This window comes from Trichococcus collinsii, from assembly GCF_900107505.1.
In the GTDB taxonomy this organism is placed as follows: Bacteria; Bacillota; Bacilli; order Lactobacillales; family Aerococcaceae; genus Trichococcus; species Trichococcus collinsii.
On the sequence record NZ_FNQH01000001.1, the window covers coordinates 810,855 to 829,332 of the forward strand.

Annotated in this window: 17 protein-coding genes and 1 pseudogene; all 18 read right to left on the bottom strand. The window is 44.7% G+C overall.

Going from position 1 to position 18,478, the window contains the following annotated elements:
- Positions 1–3,312, bottom strand: coding sequence for a BppU family phage baseplate upper protein (locus BLV66_RS04015; protein ID WP_086986853.1), 3,312 nt, complete (start codon positions 3,310–3,312; stop codon positions 1–3).
- Between the two features lie 12 nt (positions 3,313–3,324).
- Positions 3,325–4,188, bottom strand: coding sequence for a hypothetical protein (locus tag BLV66_RS04020; RefSeq protein WP_086986854.1), 864 nt, complete (start codon positions 4,186–4,188; stop codon positions 3,325–3,327).
- Positions 4,189–5,169, bottom strand: coding sequence for a Gp37-like protein (locus tag BLV66_RS04025; RefSeq protein ID WP_086986855.1), 981 nt, complete (start codon positions 5,167–5,169; stop codon positions 4,189–4,191).
- On the bottom strand, positions 5,160–5,951 hold the full coding sequence (locus tag BLV66_RS04030) for a phage tail family protein (RefSeq protein WP_086986856.1): 792 nt from the start codon (positions 5,949–5,951) through the stop codon (positions 5,160–5,162). The genes BLV66_RS04025 and BLV66_RS04030 overlap by 10 nt, the downstream gene beginning before the upstream one ends.
- Before the next feature lie 41 nt (positions 5,952–5,992).
- Positions 5,993–9,289: a phage tail tape measure protein gene (locus BLV66_RS04035; RefSeq protein ID WP_086986857.1), complete on the bottom strand. Its 3,297-nt coding sequence runs from the start codon at positions 9,287–9,289 to the stop codon at positions 5,993–5,995.
- Between the two features lie 21 nt (positions 9,290–9,310).
- Positions 9,311–9,448 carry a phage tail assembly chaperone GT gene (gpGT, locus tag BLV66_RS15535; protein ID WP_176974120.1) on the bottom strand — a complete coding sequence of 46 codons (138 nt, stop codon included), beginning with the start codon at positions 9,446–9,448 and terminating at the stop codon, positions 9,311–9,313.
- A 47-nt stretch (positions 9,449–9,495) separates the two neighbouring features.
- Entirely contained in the window at positions 9,496–9,846 is a 351-nt protein-coding gene (gene gpG / locus BLV66_RS04040; protein WP_086986858.1) for a phage tail assembly chaperone G, read from the bottom strand.
- Between the two features lie 250 nt (positions 9,847–10,096).
- Positions 10,097–10,972 (bottom strand): annotated as a pseudogene (locus BLV66_RS04045) (hypothetical protein); the annotation flags it as partial.
- Between the two features lie 12 nt (positions 10,973–10,984).
- Entirely contained in the window at positions 10,985–11,626 is a 642-nt protein-coding gene (locus BLV66_RS04050; protein WP_086986860.1) for a major tail protein, read from the bottom strand.
- Between the two features lie 17 nt (positions 11,627–11,643).
- Positions 11,644–12,024 (bottom strand): gp17 family tail completion protein, encoded by a 381-nt coding sequence (locus tag BLV66_RS04055; protein WP_086986861.1) that lies wholly within the window; start codon positions 12,022–12,024, stop codon positions 11,644–11,646.
- Complete coding sequence (locus BLV66_RS04060; RefSeq protein WP_086986862.1) at positions 12,024–12,416, bottom strand: hypothetical protein; 393 nt, start codon at positions 12,414–12,416, stop codon at positions 12,024–12,026. Before BLV66_RS04060 ends, BLV66_RS04055 begins: the two co-directional genes overlap by 1 nt.
- Positions 12,416–12,784 (bottom strand): phage head-tail adapter protein, encoded by a 369-nt coding sequence (locus tag BLV66_RS04065; RefSeq protein ID WP_086986863.1) that lies wholly within the window; start codon positions 12,782–12,784, stop codon positions 12,416–12,418. The genes BLV66_RS04060 and BLV66_RS04065 overlap by 1 nt, the downstream gene beginning before the upstream one ends.
- Positions 12,781–13,089: a phage gp6-like head-tail connector protein gene (locus BLV66_RS04070; RefSeq protein WP_218131790.1), complete on the bottom strand. Its 309-nt coding sequence runs from the start codon at positions 13,087–13,089 to the stop codon at positions 12,781–12,783. Before BLV66_RS04070 ends, BLV66_RS04065 begins: the two co-directional genes overlap by 4 nt.
- Positions 13,090–13,105: 16 nt before the next feature.
- Positions 13,106–14,302 carry a phage major capsid protein gene (locus BLV66_RS04075; protein ID WP_086986864.1) on the bottom strand — a complete coding sequence of 399 codons (1,197 nt, stop codon included), beginning with the start codon at positions 14,300–14,302 and terminating at the stop codon, positions 13,106–13,108.
- Positions 14,303–14,320: 18 nt separating this feature from the next.
- On the bottom strand, positions 14,321–14,992 hold the full coding sequence (locus BLV66_RS04080) for a head maturation protease, ClpP-related (RefSeq protein ID WP_176974121.1): 672 nt from the start codon (positions 14,990–14,992) through the stop codon (positions 14,321–14,323).
- Complete coding sequence (locus BLV66_RS04085) at positions 14,976–16,115, bottom strand: phage portal protein (protein ID WP_218131791.1); 1,140 nt, start codon at positions 16,113–16,115, stop codon at positions 14,976–14,978. Before BLV66_RS04085 ends, BLV66_RS04080 begins: the two co-directional genes overlap by 17 nt.
- 25 nt (positions 16,116–16,140) lie before the next feature.
- Entirely contained in the window at positions 16,141–17,862 is a 1,722-nt protein-coding gene (locus BLV66_RS04090) for a terminase TerL endonuclease subunit (RefSeq protein ID WP_086986866.1), read from the bottom strand.
- A 1-nt stretch (position 17,863) separates the two neighbouring features.
- Complete coding sequence (locus BLV66_RS04095) at positions 17,864–18,406, bottom strand: helix-turn-helix domain-containing protein (protein ID WP_245826711.1); 543 nt, start codon at positions 18,404–18,406, stop codon at positions 17,864–17,866.
- Positions 18,407–18,478: the final 72 nt, after the last annotated feature.

An 18,478-nucleotide genomic window follows, 5' to 3' on the forward strand; every position in this document is an offset into this window, starting at 1 on the left:
TTATACTGTCGGGATACGTATAGGTTCGATATTTACTTTAATTAATGATCCAGCCGAATAATAGACTGACCCCGAAGTGTCGACAAACATATATCCTGCAGCACCGTTAGCGCTAACCGGGAATGACATAGTTTGTGCGGGCCTATATCCGGTTGGTAACGTAAACATCGATGTGCCTAAGGTTGTACCGTTAAGTCTACCTCGAAATTCGATTACACCGAATTCGTTCTTTCGGTACCCTACCGCAAATCCAGGCTCGACAGTCCACCCATTAACCAAAGTAGGAGTAATCCAAGCTTCCTGAGTCTTGTTAGCTTTCTCCTGATACAAAGTCTCGATAGTCTGGACAGGTTTCACACCGTCGAACCAAGAGTTAGGGAAACGAGCCATCAGTCTGTCCATCTCAGCCAAAGTAGGTTCTTTTCCTGCGCCGAATGCTGCGGTTAGGTCTATAACTAGTGCGTATTTAATTTGGAATTGTGTCCAAGCGGATGTTCTTAAGTCTACAGTCTTAAGTTCGACACCTCCTGTACCGGTGGCTGTTGAGATTACAGATAGTTCCTCGAAATTATTTCCTCCAGAATGGAACTTGTCGGCAGCAGTGATCGCGGTACCAGCCATTCGCAACTTAACCAATGCTGAGTCGGATTTGACACCCATCCTACCGTAGTATTTTCGACCAGAAATGACGTTAAAAACCTGAGTAAATGCTCCGGTGGCAGAAGCTGTAGCGAGTACCGTTTGAATATTACCCGCTACACTTACTGGTATTGCCCCATAAATAGCCCATGCATCCGCAAGATTAGGAGTAGTGGTACTCAATGCCATGTCACCGTTCGCCAACATATTCCTCGCTTCAAACTCAGTACGAGCATCCAACGCCATAAGTTTGCTCAAGGACGCCTTAGCTTGGAATAAGTTCTTCGTCCCGTCAAACCATGAGTTCTCAAACTTAGCCATGATAGCGTCCATTTGCTCGACAGTTGGTTCGTTGCCGGCTCCGAAGGTGGCGGTTAGGTCTATTGTCAGCAGATTCTGTAGTTCCATTACCTTCCCAGTAGCCGTCGCAAGATCTACATAAGAATGCATTGGACTGACAAACGGAGACCCTACATCTACAGAAGAAAATGTGACAATTCCAGCTATGTTATACCACTGATTGAGTACCGGATTCGGTGTAGAAGGCATACCTAGGGCACTTGCAAACCCGCCTCCAGATACAGACATGTCTATAAAGCAGTTTAGAGCGGTACAAAGACTATTTGTGACTCGCGCCTTATACCTTATGTACATTTTCCTACCGGGTGACGCAACAATGTTTAATAGCTGAACTGGCTTAACTCTTGGATTAATAGAACTTCCACTACCGACTACGGATAGGATATTTGAAGCAGCGGATATTGTTGCATTGGATCCAACCCAACCATTAGTTCCATTACTAAACTCTCCATTAGTAATTTCATTCTTACCATCCATAACCGCCCCAGCATCAATCGCAATTTGCTTCTCGATCGCGGTTCTTGCGGCGAATAAATTCTTCGTACCGTCGAACCATGAGTTGGTGAATCTAGCAAGTAGTCTATCCATCTCTGCTGCGGTCGGCTCTTTACCTGCTCCGAAAGTGGCTGTTAGATCAATTAGGACCACATTATCTAAATAACTTATAGCATTTAGAGCAGTTGCGGAATCTACATAGAATGTCCTGAATATAAACAAACCTACTCCGGTAACCTCAGACTTGAATGTGGCAGATACGACATTACTCGTTGATACTTTAGTGATCGAGGTAACCAGACGTTCTCCACCACTGGCATATGAAACATTTGCACTTACCGGAACAGTTCCAGAATATGATAAATCATACTTTAAATAATATTTGTTATTATTTACTAAGGTAAGGCTCCGTCTAGCGTCTGGATTTACCCCTGCACCATCCCCCACAATTTTCAACTTACCGTTTTCAGCCGAGATGGTAGATCGAAAGCTACTCCAACTTGAAATACCTTCGGTAAAGCCCCCATTGGGTACTATATTAGTTGCATCGAGGCTAGTATCGGTCTCAACATCTACAACACGAGCATTAAACCCAGCTACGGTAGCACTATCAATATCCGCCCTAGCGTGGTCAGTATCTGCACGAGTATGGTCGGTTCCTGCCAACGTGTGGTCAGATGCTGCGGTCGTATGATCCGTTCCCGCTAACGTATGATCATTGACAGCCGTCGTATGGTCAGTTCCAGCACGAGAATGATCTGCTGTATAGCCTGTCGCTCTTGCTTCTTCTGCGTCATTGAAGATTGTGGTTCTGCCTGCTTCTGAAGCGTTGAAAGTTGTAGTTCTTCCAGCCTCCGAAATTCCAAACGCTTCGGAGCGGCTTGTCTGTGCTGCGTTAAAATCTGTTGTTCTTTGAGCCTGAGACGCATCAAATGCACCATGGTCCGCTACTGATATGCTATGATCGCTGATTGCGGTAGTATGATCCGTGCCAGCACGATTATGATCATTAGCGTAGCCCTCTGACCTCGCTTCTTCTGCTAGATTAAAAGCAATCGTTCTGCCAGCCTCGGATCCGTTGAATGTTATTACTCGGCCCGCTTCGGACTCCCCGAAGGTTGTAGTTCTTTCGTATTCGCTTAATTCAAAGCTTTCGCCTCGCGCAGCTTCTCCGCTCTCTGCAGCCGCTTCGCGGGCGTTTTCATTCACGGTGAAGGTATTGCTTCTTCCGGTTTCGGATGCGTTGAAGCCCGTTGTTCTGGCCGCCTCACTAGCATCGAATGCATTTGTTCGGTCAGTCTGAGATTCCGCAAATTCATCGGCGCGCGCATCGTTATCCGCAACCCATTCCTCCGCTCTCTGAGATTGAGCTGTTCCAAAATCAATTTGAGCCTGCAGCAACCATTCCTCAGCACCATCCACAAGCGTATCCAGGGTATCTACTGCGTACTCAACGAGCGGTACACTTGCATCCAAACTGGTGTCAATTTTAAATTTATGCCCGGCGCGCGTAAATTTAGCGCCACCTTTAGTGATGATGATGTCCGCCCGAACTACACCTGCATGCTTGTTTTCCGTTCCTTTTAAGGTATAGCTAAAAACAGACTCTGTTAATTCTAAACTTCGCTCAATATGGCTGCTATCCGCAAATTTGAGATGCACGATGGCCGTTGCGCCTTCCAACTCAGGTTCGTCTGTTACTGCAAATCTGAGGTTAATGCTGGATTCGTCACCTGTGTACGCCACATCGTAATTCGATTGGATTATTGGAGTGGTGCCATACATTGCTACGCTAAAGTCAATGTCTTTTAATGTCATTTTATCACCTACCTATTTCCATTTTCCGTGGGCTTCATAGTGCACACCAATGTAATTTTGCGAACTCGACGCGAACTCGACAAACGCATGGCCAAAAAAGTTATTCGTGTTTGTTCCGTTTAGATGAGCGCTTGCTCGATAATCCTGGAAACCTCCGGAACCGTCGTACATGGAAGCTGTCAATACGACTCCCTTCAGGGGATATAAGCAAGAAACTGGCAAGCCCTTTGTAAAAGGCGCTGTGCTACCAGTTCCGAAAGTTCCGGACAATGGAATCAATCCCCAGAACTCAACATCTCCATTGCCGTATTTGGTATAATATCCATCTATTTCGTTTCCGCCACTTTCTACAATTGTTCTGTTTTCAATAGCAGCAGCAAGCGAAGCGGCGTTTCCGATCAGACTAGCAACTGCTTCTATTGTCGTGATCGTGACACCGTCTAGCTTCACCCTGAATAAAGCTTCCTGGCACGTTACGCCGGCCGCGTTGACATCCTGCTGCACGAGTGTCGGATCAACGGGAATTCCGCTTGTTGACGTCCCTTTGATAATTTTAAACTGCAATGTATCAATTCCAACGCCACCGCCACTCTTTACCAACTCAGCGACTACGAGATCATTTCTTTTTTGGCCGGCCGTACCACTGTCAATTGTCAAGTTGGCAGTGGTTCCTGGTTCAACCGCCAGTAGGAAGCCGCGAAGCGAGTAGATCCCGCTATTCAACTGTACGCTGTTATCGCTGATTTTGGTGCAAGCCAGGTTATTAAACCGGTCCAGTATGCCAGAAGATCCGATCATCGCATGAAAGGCTGCAGCCATATTTTCAGCTGATACGTCAGCAGTATCCGAGTTTTTGATTAATCCCTTTTGAGCCATTTACTCACCCGCCTTGTAGTTTATTTTTCTGCCGTTTTTATCAATTTTTAATATCTTTTGGGTTATTGGCTTGCTAATCGTTAGGCCGGTAACTTTATCACGGCCACCAACGACGTCGCCCAATTTGAAATCTATTTCGATTTCATCCAGATTAATTCCAATAGATTCTACAGGAGAACTTTCAATCAATTTATCCGTTGCGCTGCTAGTTAGTTCTTCTAATGATTCGGCATTAGGGTAATCAAGCACAAACTGTTTATCATTCGAACCTGCAGGTTGTATCGTTGTAGTGATCGTCCCATCATCCAAGCGCCAAAGCTCTACCACTTCCCTTTCAGCCAACTCGCCTCTACCTAATGCAATCACATGGTTATAAGCCTCTCCGTAAGCGACAGACGATTCAAGTGGCGCTTCGTACTCCTGCGATAGTTCCGTGTCTGTGTAATCGACGGAAGATACAGCCGACAGCACAACCTGCGTTCCGTCAAAAATAATTTCCAGGCGGGCCCCATACTGCTGCAGCATCGAATGGATCGCCGCCAAAAGATTAGTGTATCTGAAGGAACCACTAACGGTCATGCCGGAATCAGCTGTACTGATGGCGAATAAAGGTCCAAGAGACGATCCGACAAGTGCAGCTATAGCTTGATTGGCCTCCATCGCCGTGATCGCTTTATATGCTTGTCCAGCAGGAGGAGAAATTATTTTTCTGGCCAACATACCACGCCAGGTAGGCCCTCCTACTTTCACAGTCGTCCCAACGTGATTGACATCTTCCACCATGCCGCCCCACTCCGTGCCAATTTCATATAGATAATGCCCTTTTATCATCGGGTACTTTTCCCACACGGCCTCTTCCACTTGCAACTCAAAATCATTGTCAGCATATTTAAATCCCAAACCACTGACCGCCTCATACTGGTCAAACTCAGTTAGTGACTGGATTTCCTCTATATTCGCTTTCGCATGAATCAACTCCACAGCGGTTCGCTCCTTTCGTAAAAAATGGTTATCTCAATCGCGAAATCTCCGTTATAGGACAGGATATTTTCACCCGGCTTAATCGGTTCGAATACGGATTCTGTTTTATTACGCAAATTAAACGCATTCACGATTTCCCCACTATTCGTCACCTTTATGACAGTTTTGGTCCTCTGATCAATTTCATATCTTTCGCCAGACAATAAAGTACCGTTCACGCGATAAGTATTTTCTCCGATGATAAATTCAGGATTTGAACACGGTCCAAAAACGGATATCTTCATCGGGCACGAAACGTAGTGATCAACAAGCAATTGGCGGCTTCCGTTACCGGCCGTGAACCCTAATGGGAATGCGGTCGGAAACTTAAACCCTATTTCGCTGCCGTCTGTAAAAGTGAGAAAATCGTGCCTCTCTTCCGAAATCCAGATGGGTTGCTCAGCGAGGATGTCCAACGTAACCAAAAACATAGTCCCTGCATGCAGCCTATCGACCGATTTGCTGGAGACTATATAGCAATTGATATACTGTTCATTCACAAATAACTTACCTGGCAATGCGGAAAAAACATCCCGCTCAAACAAACGGTTCATTTCGTTCAGCAGTTCGTGGGCCTGTTCCTCTGTATTTCCGACAACATTAACCGTTAGTTGATACTTTGTGGCATCACGATAAAAACGTCCCAACTTAGACCCTTTTCCGCTAGACAAAGCCGTCAACGAGTAATTATGCTGACGGCTGAAAAAGTCCGTCTCATCATAAAAAATTGGAGATTCCGACATATTCAGTTCTCCACCTGATCCAATATATTTAATTTCTAATTTCAAATGAGCTCACTCACCAATCTGCCGAATGACCGTTTATCAATTTCGACTTTAATATCAGCGACCAACAAAGCGTTGATGACCGCGCCCGCTACAGCGTTCCCAAGTTCGTTATAATCGATCGTATCGCCACCGCCGCTAAAGCCACCACCATCAGAAACATTGCCATTTTTTTCAATGGCCTTCGCTTGAGTCGTTTTGCCGAAACTGGCAATCAGCCGTTGCGCTTCCGTACTACCTTTTGCCCCTGTCGCAAAATGGGGGATATCCATTTTAAACCGCTGAATACTCGGCCATACTTTCGTCCCTTGCGGCAAGTTTGGATAAAGAGTATCAGTAGAAGGAGATACTCCGAAAAGGCCGCTAGGGGTCAGGAATGGTTCTGCTCGTCCACCATCACCAAGTACAGCCGGTCCGCCGCTATGCGAGTCAGTTCCCGTAGCGTATCCGACGCCCTGTGCGCCTGTAGGACTCGTTGCGGTGTATACTCGATTCTCAGCAACGTTTATATAGACCTGTTCGTCAGGGATGTTATATAGTCGTTGTTGCAGATCAGCAATAGCTTGCAAAGCAGGGGATACATCAATGTTTATTGTTTTTGCGGGAATGCCTGTGCGATTGTAATAATCCAAAGCCCATTGTAAAGCGCCGACTTTAGCCTCTACACTACCTAAGGAGTTAATCTGGGAGGAGGCACTTTCTGACAAAGCACCAGATTGTTCGAGTGACGCAATGGCAACTTCAGATACCATGTTTCGCATGTTCTGACCTAGTGCGTCTTGACCTTCAGCAATTTCTGTCATGCTCTTACCGCTATTTGTGGCTAGGGTTGTGTAACTGGTAATCATACTACCAACTTCTTCAGCAGTCAGTTCACGGCTTTCTCTGGAAGCAGTAGCTATAATATCGTTGATTTCAGCGTTTGCATTCTGCGTTGTCTGGATAAGTATTGCGTAGTGAATGCCGTTCTCTTCCGTTCTGCGTTGATACTCGGCCGTTGTAATCATCCCACCAGCGAGCATGCCCTCAATGCTAGCTTGCTCTGCGTCACGTTGAGCAGTAAGACTGGTTACGATTTCTTCTGTTACTGCGTTGTTGGCATTGATTGTTGCGTTCGCTAGTTCTGCTGTCATTAGCTTGCCCTCTGTGAATGTGTGCAAGACTTCAGCCATAGCGTTACCGATTGTCAAAGAGTGATTGTTGTAACTAGCTTCCACTTCAGCGATTTGATCGTCTGACATTTTGAGTTCTTTTAACTTGTCCTTTATGCCGTCAACGTTACGTGCAAGTGGTTCGTTGAACGACTTGAAGAACTCGTCATTGAACTCGTATCCACCATTCCACAAATCATCTATTGCACTTGTGACAAGAGTGTTCTGTTCTTTCAGCCGTGCCGTTTCTTCAGCAAGCGTTAAACCAGTTCCTTTAATTGCGCCTTGAATCTGTTCTTGGGAACTGACCATGTCGTTTGTCCCTTTGGAAACAGCGTCAAACCACTCTTGGTATTTACCTTTCGTATCTTCTACAGATTGCTCATGGTTCTTTTGATCTTTTGTCATTTCATTGTAAATCAGCGTACCGACACCTGTGGCAGCTAAGACTACAGCACCTATTCCAAGTACCCACGGATTTGTAAACAAAGCTGCAGCCCCGCCTGTTGTAGCGGCTGTTCCAGATATCGTTTCTAAAGCACCCGTAACCCCTTGCTTTCCAAGACCACTCGTAACCTTAGGTATCCAACTGACCATACTGCCTAGGCCACCAACCACTCCCGCCAAGATTTTAACAAGTGGGCCTGCGACAGCCGATGTCATTGTCCACTTGACAATATTTTCTTGCATAAGAGGGTCCAATTCGTTCCAGGAATCTGTTAGGGTGGTAACGGCTTCTTCTATGAGAGGTAAAGCTTTCTCACCTACCTCGAGCAAAATGTCACCAAGAGGAACAAGCGTATCGGCCATATCGCGAAACATGGACTGAAACTTTTGTGATTGAGTTTGTTCTAGTGTATCGACTACTGTCTGAGCGGCGCCGTTTACTTCTCCGTATTGCTCGGTCACGGTGCCAAGGGCCTCCACTACCTTTACCCCGGCATCTTCACCGATTGAGCCCCAAAGCATTGACAAGGCATTCGCTTTCTCTTGAGGGTCCTGAATACTGGCTAAATTCTGGGACATTCTCCGGAACAAATCATCGTTCGACTCTCCCGAAGCCTCCCAGGTGTCATAGATTTCTTTCCAGCTTCCGCCCATATCTTCGATAGCGGTCTTCACCGTTCCATCACTAACACGGATCCCGAACTCTTTCACTAGGTCATTCACTTTGTCCAGGTTGTAAGCTCCGGCATCAAGGCCCGCTTGAAGTGTATTAAACATTTCTTGCGCGGAATAGCCGTTTTGCTCCCATAGTGGCGCGTATTCCGCTAGATTATCGCCGAGTTCGTCTGTCTTGTTCAGGCCCTTCTGCGCGCCTGTTACCATGTAATCAAAAGCTTCGTATGCGGTCATTCCGTAGGTTTCCATTAACGCATTGATACCGCGAAGACTTTCGACCTGGTCCATACCAAGTGATTCTTCTAAAGCGATGGCCATCTTAGTGACGTTCCCCAAATCTTCATCTGCAATACCCGTCAACTGACCTTTTACATTTAGCAGTGCGGTAGATACACCGTCTAGTGACTCTCCCCAACCATCTTTAAATACATCATTCGCAATACCAGCGACCTTTGCCGCTTCTTCTGCAGTACCGCCCATATTGACCTGTATTTTAGCCTGGGCATCATCAAAAAGTTTTGCGCTTGCGACAGCCGCTGCACCTAAAGCGATCACCGCAGGAGTGACGGTCCTTGTTAATCCATCACCTAACTGGTTCGCTTTTTCGGATATTCCCGTAAGTCCATTCCCGAACTTAGTAAAAATCGAATGCGAAACTTTCATTTCTCGGTTTACGCTGTCGGTATATTTAGCCAAGTTCATAAGGCTCGCGGATTCTTTATTAAAAGCGGTTGCCGCAGCATCGGCTTCTTTTGAGCCTTCACCGTGAACCTTGACCATCTTTTCATAAGACTGTCTCGCGCCTTCGACCTTTGCCTTTTGGATTTCGAGTTTTTTATTCAGCCCATCCAACTGTGTTTGATACTTCTTCATTGAGGTGTCGCCCTTGTCAAAAGCGGAGAGGTTCGCTTTCATCTCACTATTCACAAGGGCTAGTTTTTTATTCAGATCTTTGAGTCCACTCTCGACTTTAACGCTGTCGAGGTCAAGCCCAATGGAAAGACCTTCTATTCTTTCAGGCATCTCTATCCTCCTTCCTACTCACTACCCGCCAAATGCAGCGATGAGCGATCGTTTGCGTTCAGGCTTGCAATCTTCACGAAGCACATCAATCAGGAAGCTATACGGCATAGCCAGAACCGTATTAATGCCTTTCCCCTGTTTGATCAGTTCCAAAATCATTTTGTCCAGGCTTTCCTTTTGTCTTTCCGGAGTAAAGTCTTCGTCTTCTAAAGACTGTCCAGGTACTTTTTTGCCTCTTCGGTCTGTTCCCCTCTTGCAACAAAAAGGACTTGCATAAACAGTTCGTTGATCGCTCCCGGACCATGCAAACCATTGAACAGATCGTCACGAGTGAATTGATTTTTATAAACCTTTTCGGAAACGAAAGTCAGCACATTATCAATCATGTCTTTTTCAGCGTCGCCAGTCTTACGAGAACTCAAATCAGCCATCACGTCGATTGCTTCGTACACAACACTCAGTGGAATAAAAACCGGTGTTACATATTTCTTCGTTACGATTTCGCCCTCTTTTACCTCTAAAATAAGCTCAATCATGTTTCGTTTTAAATTAGCCATTTTTTTCCTCCTGTACAGAAAAAAAGGCGAGTATAAATTACTCGCCTTCTTCGCTTACCTTTTCGATAAAAGGCCTTCCTGCTTTATTTTTATTTGTGCTCAGCTCTTCGATACGTTTTTCGGAAATCTTTTTATTGGCTGGTCTCGGATAACCGTCACCAGCTATGTACGGCTTGCTTTTATCCTGCAAATCAGCGAACGATTCGATTACTATGTATTTTGCCACTTGACTCACCTCTTTGTTTGTCTCCTCAATAGCTTTCACATATTCATAGGAGGCTTTATCTTTATCGACGAAACTAAAATCATCTTTCAATGGACTGCGCTTGACGTACTGGCCCTTAAAAAATAAACCTTTCTTGTCATCCGTGACGCCGGCATTGTGCAGCATCTTCGTCTCTTGGTATCTCCGGATCGGATCGTTTGGCCAACAGAAATCCAGTTCGCTATCTACGTTCACGGTTTTTTCAAAGTGATAGACATTCCAAAGTTGAGCCCACATCTCTGCGGTCCATTTTTGGATTGGGACATAACCAGGATCATTTTTACTGATGTACTCAGCTTCTACATCTGACAAAAATTTGCACAATTTTACGGAGTCCTCATAAACCTTTTCCCAATATTCGTAGGTCGGATTCTTGATGATCCATTGCGCCCCGCCGTGCGGCTTATTTGCTCTAATTAGCGCGGGGTCTACCTTGATTGTTTCGCACATGCGGTCAAACAAATCTGCGCCCTTGCTGTCGATATATTCCAATCCGATATACCCTTTGCAGTCGGATGTATACCAGGCATTTTCAGTCGGATTCAGTTCAGGCATTTGCCTGAATAGTACGTCGCTGTCAAAATAAAAATAAACGTCATTCTCGCGCGCTCTATCCTCTTCCAGATACTTCATCCAAAGAAAAGGTTTAACGCTAGGAATGTACGTTTTTTCGCGTTCTGCATCGTTGTAAACGTGTACTTCTACATCATATGTCTCTTCAAAATATTTAGGCATGCCACTATCCCACTGCGCGAACAGCAGGACAATGTCATTGATGCCTAGTTTTTTTAGACGGGTAATACAAACTTCCAATTCCCACTCAAATCTCTTGATCGCTGGTTGGCATAGGATGTACTTCATATCCTTATCCTACTAGACGCCAGTAGTCGTTGTTGTGGTCTCTTCTTCGGTGGTCGTCGTGGTAGTCACTGGATATGGAACGCCGAAGATAGCCAAGAAGATGGCGTCACGTTTAGTGGTTGCCGCAGCATCATCAGCGCCAACGACAACAGATTTTTGTTTATCAAACCCTGTAACAGCACGATCCATAAACTCAGCACTGATTGCGTCTTGGCTAAATGTAGTATTTCCTTGTTTACTTGTTCCCTTGATGCTTGTTTTTAGGAACTTTCCTTTAGGCAATCCAACGTATTCTGTAGACCCATCTTCATATGTTTTAGCAAAAATAACCGCAACATACGGAGGGTTATCTGCTGATCCGTGCGCTGATAATCCGCCAGAACTCGTTTCCAATCCAAGCAAGGCGTTTTTGTCTGTTTCCGGGATTTTGTGGAAATTCCCACTTACGCCTACAGCTCCATGCGATACACCTAATTCAGCGACTTTATTATCCCCGTATGCTCTTGTAATTTCGGAAGACATCGCAACTTCGATATCCTGTAGAAACTCAACCCGTTCAGGTGCTGCCGCTACAATGCCGGTTCCGCCTGCAGTCAAAATACCGTAGTGAAATTCATCCACACCGGTAGCTGATAAATATTTCTTTTCTGTCATTTAAGTATCTCTCCTTTTTATAAATCGTCTCTGTAAAACTTGCCCAAATATCTGCGGCCGTCTCGATAAATCTGAACATCTTTGTCGTATTCATCCACGCCGGAGCCGCTTTGATAAAAGCCAGCCATCTTCATGACAAGCTGAATGCGATTACCAAGCAGATCTTTGTCAGCTCTTGTCTTCGCCCACACATCAATCTGGATTAAATGTGTTTCCGTCATCCAATCGTTATCGGCGTAGTCATCAGGGACCGGAGGCCTCAATGGATCGATGACGACATAAGGCTTCGTCACATCAGCGGTATCGGGATAAACATAATACTTAATCCTTGTCTCAACCTTAGCAGCAATCAACGGATCGGAACTGAGTGCTTCAGATATTCTTTTCAGTGCATCCATCACAACTCACTCTCCATCACTTTCTTGATAACTCTTTTATAAGCTTTCTTTCCACCTTCAAGCGATGCCGCAACCTTCCCTTTTCCTGCCGGGTTCGGATTTTTGATTGTTCCCCACTCATTGATGTGGATAAGGCGGTACCGGTCATCCGGACCAACCCAATGGATTTCCCTTCTTCTGCCAGCTGCGCTCACCATCGGCTCGGATATCGTTATTTCTTTGATAGACGCCCCTGTGTCTTTAAAAGATTGGAAATTTTGTGCCAACTCTTTTTTGATGACTTCGCCACCTTCCAACAAAGCGTGGTCCGTAATCTCCTGCATTCTCGCTTGTCCGTAACGAGACTGAAGCGCTTCTTGAAGTGCTGGTAATCCAGTAATTTTAACAGCCATTAGACGTTCACCTCCGCTATAATTTTTACAAAATCACGCGATTGCAAAGCCGGCTGAACCTGTTTTATTCTGTACGCAACACTTTCGTACTCTGCTGCATAAATTTTCAGGAGGTGTTTGTTGGTTGGAACATAGACTTTATATGGATCCCTAATACTGATTGTAAGATCCGATAGTGTACCGTTGTACTTGGCCAACTCCAAATCCCGCATCCAAACTTCATCGATTTTAGCAAATGAGACGAAGAGCGTTTTTTTCACCTCTTCGCCAGCTTCCGGCCCTTCGACTGGTTCATATTCATAGAATTCTACCTTTGTCCTAAAATCCCCACTGGTTATGCGTGGAGGAGTGTATGTCTTGGAAATCACTCTGCAACCACCTCGTCACCGTTCTCATCTACTTGGATGGCAGATAACGCCTTTTCCATCCCAAGAGCATTGATTTGACTTTGAAAATTCGTGTTAAAAAATTCGAGAGCGTCATTATAGACATAACGCGCTCTCTCGAAAACCAATTCCCGAAACACGAGGTGCGAAGAAATGTTGAACTCTCCGCACTTTATAATCAGATCTTGTTCTGACGCCTCTAAAATGCACTGCAGGTTATCATCTTCATAATTCCCAATGCGCATCCGATCCTTGAATTCCGTTATGATTTGATCTGTAATAGCCAATTAAATCAGCTCCTTATCAGACACCTGTTGTTGTCGTAGTTGTCGCCGGGGCTGTCGTTGTCGTAGTTGTCAGCGGAGCAAATTGGATATCCAAGTCATACAGCAATGCGGCCTTGTTATCTTTCGGTTCTCCGTTAGCAAACTGTTTCAGTGTGTACAATGTAGCGTCTTCAATCGCCAAAGTTTGGTCGAATTTTTTAACTTTAATACCGCCGGCCAAACGCGCTTTGTAGCGTCCTTTTACAAAGAATAATGCTTTTCCTACAGCGATTTCTTCAGATGGTACAGCCTTGATGTTGTATGGAAGAGCCGTCACCCATTGTCCATTAGCGGTTTGGATCGTGTTACGCATCTGCACTGCGATTTCGTCAACCGGATTTACTACCATGACGATTTTGTTGTTTACTTTTAGCGATTTACCTTTTGCATCGACAGACAATGCTTTGACGACGTTGTACAATTCGCCTGCTACTACTTCACCATATTGCGAAGGCGCAAATGTCAATGTACCGCTTGATGTTTTGGCAGTCACCGCCCCTGTTTCGGGATCCACGTTCTTCGTCAAACCGACTGGTTGTTTAGCGACTGTACCGCCACCGTTAACAAATCCAAATTCCAAGCCGAAAGAATACGATTCAGAAAGCAAAGTACGAACATAGCGTTCAATCCAAATTGGGCCAAGCTCTTCGATATCGGTAGGGATTGCAGCGAATGCGGTCAGTTTCAATTGGCCCACTGTGGATTCGGAGAATGCAGATGATACTTGCCCGGCGATACCGCCAAACAAATCTCCCCATGCGTATGCCTTAGTAGGATCTGCATCAATATAGCGCGTCACTGCTCCAAGATTTTCCAGTCCGATTTCAGCCAACAAAGGATGCTCTTGCACAAGGTCTTCAAACACGCGTTCTTGTGTTGTGACAGGCAGAATGGAATCATCAGAGAACCCACCGCTATTCGCTACTGTGGCAAAGAATTTAGTTTCTTCCGACGTCAAAACGTTTTGTCCGCGTTGTTGCAAAATGCTACGATCCAACATTTCGTTATTCACTTGGCTGGATACAGCTTTCACGATTTCATTTTGCATTACTTCCAGGTAATTTTGATAAGCGGATGTCTGCTCCGCCTCAGTGCTTTCAGGGTTGGATAATACTGCGGATAATTTCGCTTTTGCTTCCGCGAATAATTCTGTTTTGTTAAATTTAATAGTCATTTAAATTTTCCTCCGTTTTTATAAGTTTAGTAATGCAGCGATACGGTTTACTTTATTCTCTTTCGGTTCTGCAGGTGGTTCCGCTGGATCTGGTGGCGGTGGTGCATGTTCTGCTGCGTCTGTAATGCTGGTTGCTAAGCCATAAGCTAAAGCCTCTTCTGCAGTCAACCAAGATTCGTCTGCCAGCAATTCACCAAGTTTTTCGCGAGTGTCGGTAAAGTGAGTGAGATATGTTTCTTGGATAGACGTATTCGCCTTGTCCATTTCATCCGCCAGTTTTCGAAAGTCTTCTGCATTTCCTGCAGCAATGGTCCAGGGGTTGTGGATCATTAGTTGCGCATCTTTTGGCATGATGATTTCATCACCTGCCATAGCGATCAACGATCCGCCGCTTGCGGCAATGCCATCGACATACGTGATGACTTTCTCAGGCCGGCGCATTAAATAGTTTTTGATTGCTATTGACTCAAACATGTCTCCGCCGTATGAATTGATGAAAACTTCAATCGTGTCTGCAGACTTTCCGGCTAAAGCAGAAACGACACCGTCTAAACTAATCCCAGACCAGGAGTAGTATTGACCGATGTCGCCATATAGCAGCAATTGAATTTTTTCTTCTGATTCAGCTTCGATGGAAATCCTTGTCTGAATCGGGTTTTTCTTTTTTAAGGAATTAAGTTTTTTGCTCACTATCTTCTTTCCCCTCCTCCATATAATTTTTTGTGATGTAGAATTTATCGAACTCTTCTCCTTCTGGAGTGTCAAATCCTGCTTCTCCTCTGATTTCTCTTCGGTTGAAGGTTCCAGAAGAAACTAGTTTGTCGATAGCAACTGCCAAATCAAAAATACTCTCATACGAAGCAATTTTAACTTCAATTAAGCTTCCGGAAAGATATTCTTTCATCGTGAAGAATTTACTGTTGCATTCATCACGAATCTTCTTCAGCATCGGCTTCACCGTGAATACTGTATAGCTTTTCGTGATCTCCTTTACGCCTGCCAGGTCGCCGTGCAAAAGACCTGCTGGGATCCCGATAGCCATCGCAATCTGATTCAAAAATCCATTCGTCACTTTATTGATTTCATCCACACTTTGATTACCCGTGCCGCTGGCATGCTCCTTATAACCAAATCCAGGTTGCTCCGGAACAACGGCCACATCTGTGTTTTTTCTAATTGATTTATAAAGTTTGTCGATATAAGCCTGTAACTTCGCCATTTTCTCTGCATCTTTGGCAACAGAACTATCAATGCTAACAGTCGACCTGATTTGATTCTTTCGTTTTTGGGCACCCAGAACGCTTGAAAATAGATCTGCATAATCTTTATAAAGACCATCTATCAACGGTTGCAGGTTTTTATTTGCGTAGCGCATATGCAAGACTTCAGACTGCTTAAAGACGCGCTTGAACGTATAATCACCAATAGTGACATCCGTAAACGTATCTTCATATACCGCATATTCATTATGCGTAAAATCATCCGCAATCAATAGGTCTTCGTCGTCTGACTGAATGATCAGCACTTCGTTGTCGTAAATCATATTAATAATGACTTGCTCCCAAAATTCAGTAGCACTTTGATTTTTGTTTGGGCGGACATTCATTTTGTAATACAGCTCATCTTTAACATAGACACCGTCTGCTTTCACCCGGAACTCTGATTGACTTATCGTCCTGGCCAAAAAATTCGCACAGGTTTCAACTGCCAAATGTTTCATGTGAATGCGCGTTGATGCGGAAACGAAAAATTCGGTATCAAACATAAACGAAAGTTCTGAATTCCTTTTAAATATTGCATCCAAAAATCCCAAGTTATTTTCTCACCTCCTTTAAAATTTAAAAATCTATATCATCTAAAACGAATGCAGATTGCTCATCCAGTTCTGTCGCGCGATACATAGCATGAACAAGAGCTTGAAATCCATCTGTCTTTCGCTTCACCGCTTCTTTTTTCAGGAATATCTTCCCGACACTCGTTTCTTTTACAAAAACGTTATTCGTATACCAGCGCATCATGTCATCGTCCGCGAAAATTATTTTGTTATTCGCAAACGCGTCTTCGATTCTGGACGCTATCAAAGGATGTATAGCTTGCGGCCTCCGGATCGATTCGACTTCGAAACCTTCAGCTTCTAGTAAAGGTCTCAATATATCGAGTTTGTAGTTGTCGGCGATAATTTTGTTTCCACCGTACATCTCCCGGGCCATCACAAACCAATCCACAATGTGTTGCGGATTCAGTGAAGGTTCGTCAATGACCGTTAAAACGCCGTCCCCTTCCCATTTCTTGATAGGGGCTTTCTTTTCCCCGCCCGACTGATTTGCGCTATTGGAATAGCCATAATGCACATCGACGAAATTTTTGATAACAAAGCTATGTTGCAAGAATGCATAATCTAAATCTTGTTTAAATAAAGCGCCACAACTGGCAAAGTCACGCACACTCCCATAGTCAAGCGAATATAGGGGCGTCAATCCATCTAACTCAAAATACGGTCGACGTGTAGCATCCAGCTCCCCCTTCGAAGCAACGGAGTGTTCCGTGTCTCCCTCGATAACATTCATCCGCTTTGTAACAAATGCAGGGCGCTTAGAAGGGGAATAATTTAATTCGGTATACTCTTTTTTCATAGTCCGAATCAAACGCTTTGCACGTTTCGTCAAAGGTTCCTGCAGGGAAGGATTCGCCTTCGGCCACAATGTCGGATCATCCATCTCTTCAATATCATCAAGCTCGTTGATGAACGGGAAAATGCCATTGAAATCCTCTTCACCATTTAAAATAGCCTCGCACCTGGCGTACTTTTCATCAAAGTAACCGCCACGCACGAAACCTTTTGTCCCAATATAAAACTGTCTTCCCCATTGTGTCTTACCAATACCGCCTCCGAGAACGTCTGGGATGGAGCTGTCCTCCATTTCATGAAATTCATCGTAGATGATACAGCCCTCGCGTCCGCCATCAAGCGTTGAAGAGTTAGCTGCAACAAAGATAATTTCCGATTGTGTTTCCAGCGATGTGATCCGCGATTTGTAACCTTCGAACTCTCCATATTCCTCATTAGGATGGGCTTCTTTGTACTCTGTCGGCGGATTAGCATTCAAAGCTTCATTGCCGCGTTTTGTTATTATTAAGCGAACATCGCTAAAAGAACGCTTTGCCTGCTTTTCAGAGTTGGCCACAAGCGTTATGTCGTAATTATCAACACCATGCAAACTACTTATAAAGTAATGAGACAACGTCGAAACAAAACCATTCTTTCCGGCCCCTCGTCCAACAACGATAACGAACTCATCAAAAACAACCTCGTCATCTTCCACCCGAAACAGGAAAATAAAAGGAACAATAAACTTTTCCCAATCGTCCAGCTCGAAATACCAGGTCTCTGAAAAATCGATATAGTCCTCTATCTTCTGATCATCGAAATAATAAATATCATCATATGGCAGAATATCTCTTTCAAGAAACTCTAAAAGCTGTAGGTTTTTGTTGCATAATACATATCTTCCCGATTTCCATTTTTCGTAATAGGCATCAACATACTTCGAGTACAACATATCATCGACCTAATAGTTTGCTGCGCTGATTTTTTTTAGGCGCGCCATCTTTTGGCAGCAGTTCTGTCAATTGCCGAATAACGTTCTGATAGGTCTTATCGCGATTGTCGTAGTTTTCAACTATCGGCCTTTTCCGGTCATACGGCGTTTGCGTTTCCGATTGGCTAAATTTTTCGTATTCGCCATTTTCCAAAATATCTTTCCAATTATCGTCGAGCAGGACACGTAGTCTGGCAGCCTGTTTGATCAAGCCTTCTACAAGTTGGAATTGATGGTCCGGAATACCCTTGAAAATATTGCAAAGACGGACTTCTTCGATTTCGACACGGTTTTCCATTTCTTCGATACGATCGTTCAGCAGATGGAATAGTGAGACGCCTAAGGTTTTCGCTATGGCTGTCAACTTTTCCAATGACGGAGAATTTTTTCCCGTCTCGATCCGCGAATAATAATTTTCTGAAATGCCAGACTTCTGTGCTGCTTCGCTCTGAGTCATTCCCTGGTTTAACCTCAGGGCGCGCATTCTATTTCCGATTGTATCCATCACATCAACTCCTTTCATTTTGTAGTTGAAGACGAGGGGGGGAGGGGGTCCCATAACGATGGCGCAGTCGCG

What these genes read in the sequence shown, in the direction of transcription:
- BLV66_RS04015 (WP_086986853.1), bottom strand. Translation starts at nt 3,312, where the DNA reads ATGACATTAAAAGACATTGACTTTAGCGTAGCAATGTATGGCACCACT.
- BLV66_RS04090 (WP_086986866.1), bottom strand. Translation starts at nt 17,862, where the DNA reads ATGTTGTACTCGAAGTATGTTGATGCCTATTACGAAAAATGGAAATCG.
- BLV66_RS04030 (WP_086986856.1), bottom strand. Translation starts at nt 5,951, where the DNA reads ATGTCGGAATCTCCAATTTTTTATGATGAGACGGACTTTTTCAGCCGT.
- BLV66_RS04050 (WP_086986860.1), bottom strand. Translation starts at nt 11,626, where the DNA reads ATGACAGAAAAGAAATATTTATCAGCTACCGGTGTGGATGAATTTCAC.
- gpGT (WP_176974120.1), bottom strand. Translation starts at nt 9,448, where the DNA reads ATGATTTTGGAACTGATCAAACAGGGGAAAGGCATTAATACGGTTCTG.
- BLV66_RS04035 (WP_086986857.1), bottom strand. Translation starts at nt 9,289, where the DNA reads ATGCCTGAAAGAATAGAAGGTCTTTCCATTGGGCTTGACCTCGACAGC.
- gpG (WP_086986858.1), bottom strand. Translation starts at nt 9,846, where the DNA reads ATGGCTAATTTAAAACGAAACATGATTGAGCTTATTTTAGAGGTAAAA.
- BLV66_RS04060 (WP_086986862.1), bottom strand. Translation starts at nt 12,416, where the DNA reads ATGGCTGTTAAAATTACTGGATTACCAGCACTTCAAGAAGCGCTTCAG.
- BLV66_RS04020 (WP_086986854.1), bottom strand. Translation starts at nt 4,188, where the DNA reads ATGGCTCAAAAGGGATTAATCAAAAACTCGGATACTGCTGACGTATCA.
- BLV66_RS04075 (WP_086986864.1), bottom strand. Translation starts at nt 14,302, where the DNA reads ATGACTATTAAATTTAACAAAACAGAATTATTCGCGGAAGCAAAAGCG.
- BLV66_RS04055 (WP_086986861.1), bottom strand. Translation starts at nt 12,024, where the DNA reads ATGGATGCACTGAAAAGAATATCTGAAGCACTCAGTTCCGATCCGTTG.
- BLV66_RS04095 (WP_245826711.1), bottom strand. Translation starts at nt 18,406, where the DNA reads ATGGATACAATCGGAAATAGAATGCGCGCCCTGAGGTTAAACCAGGGA.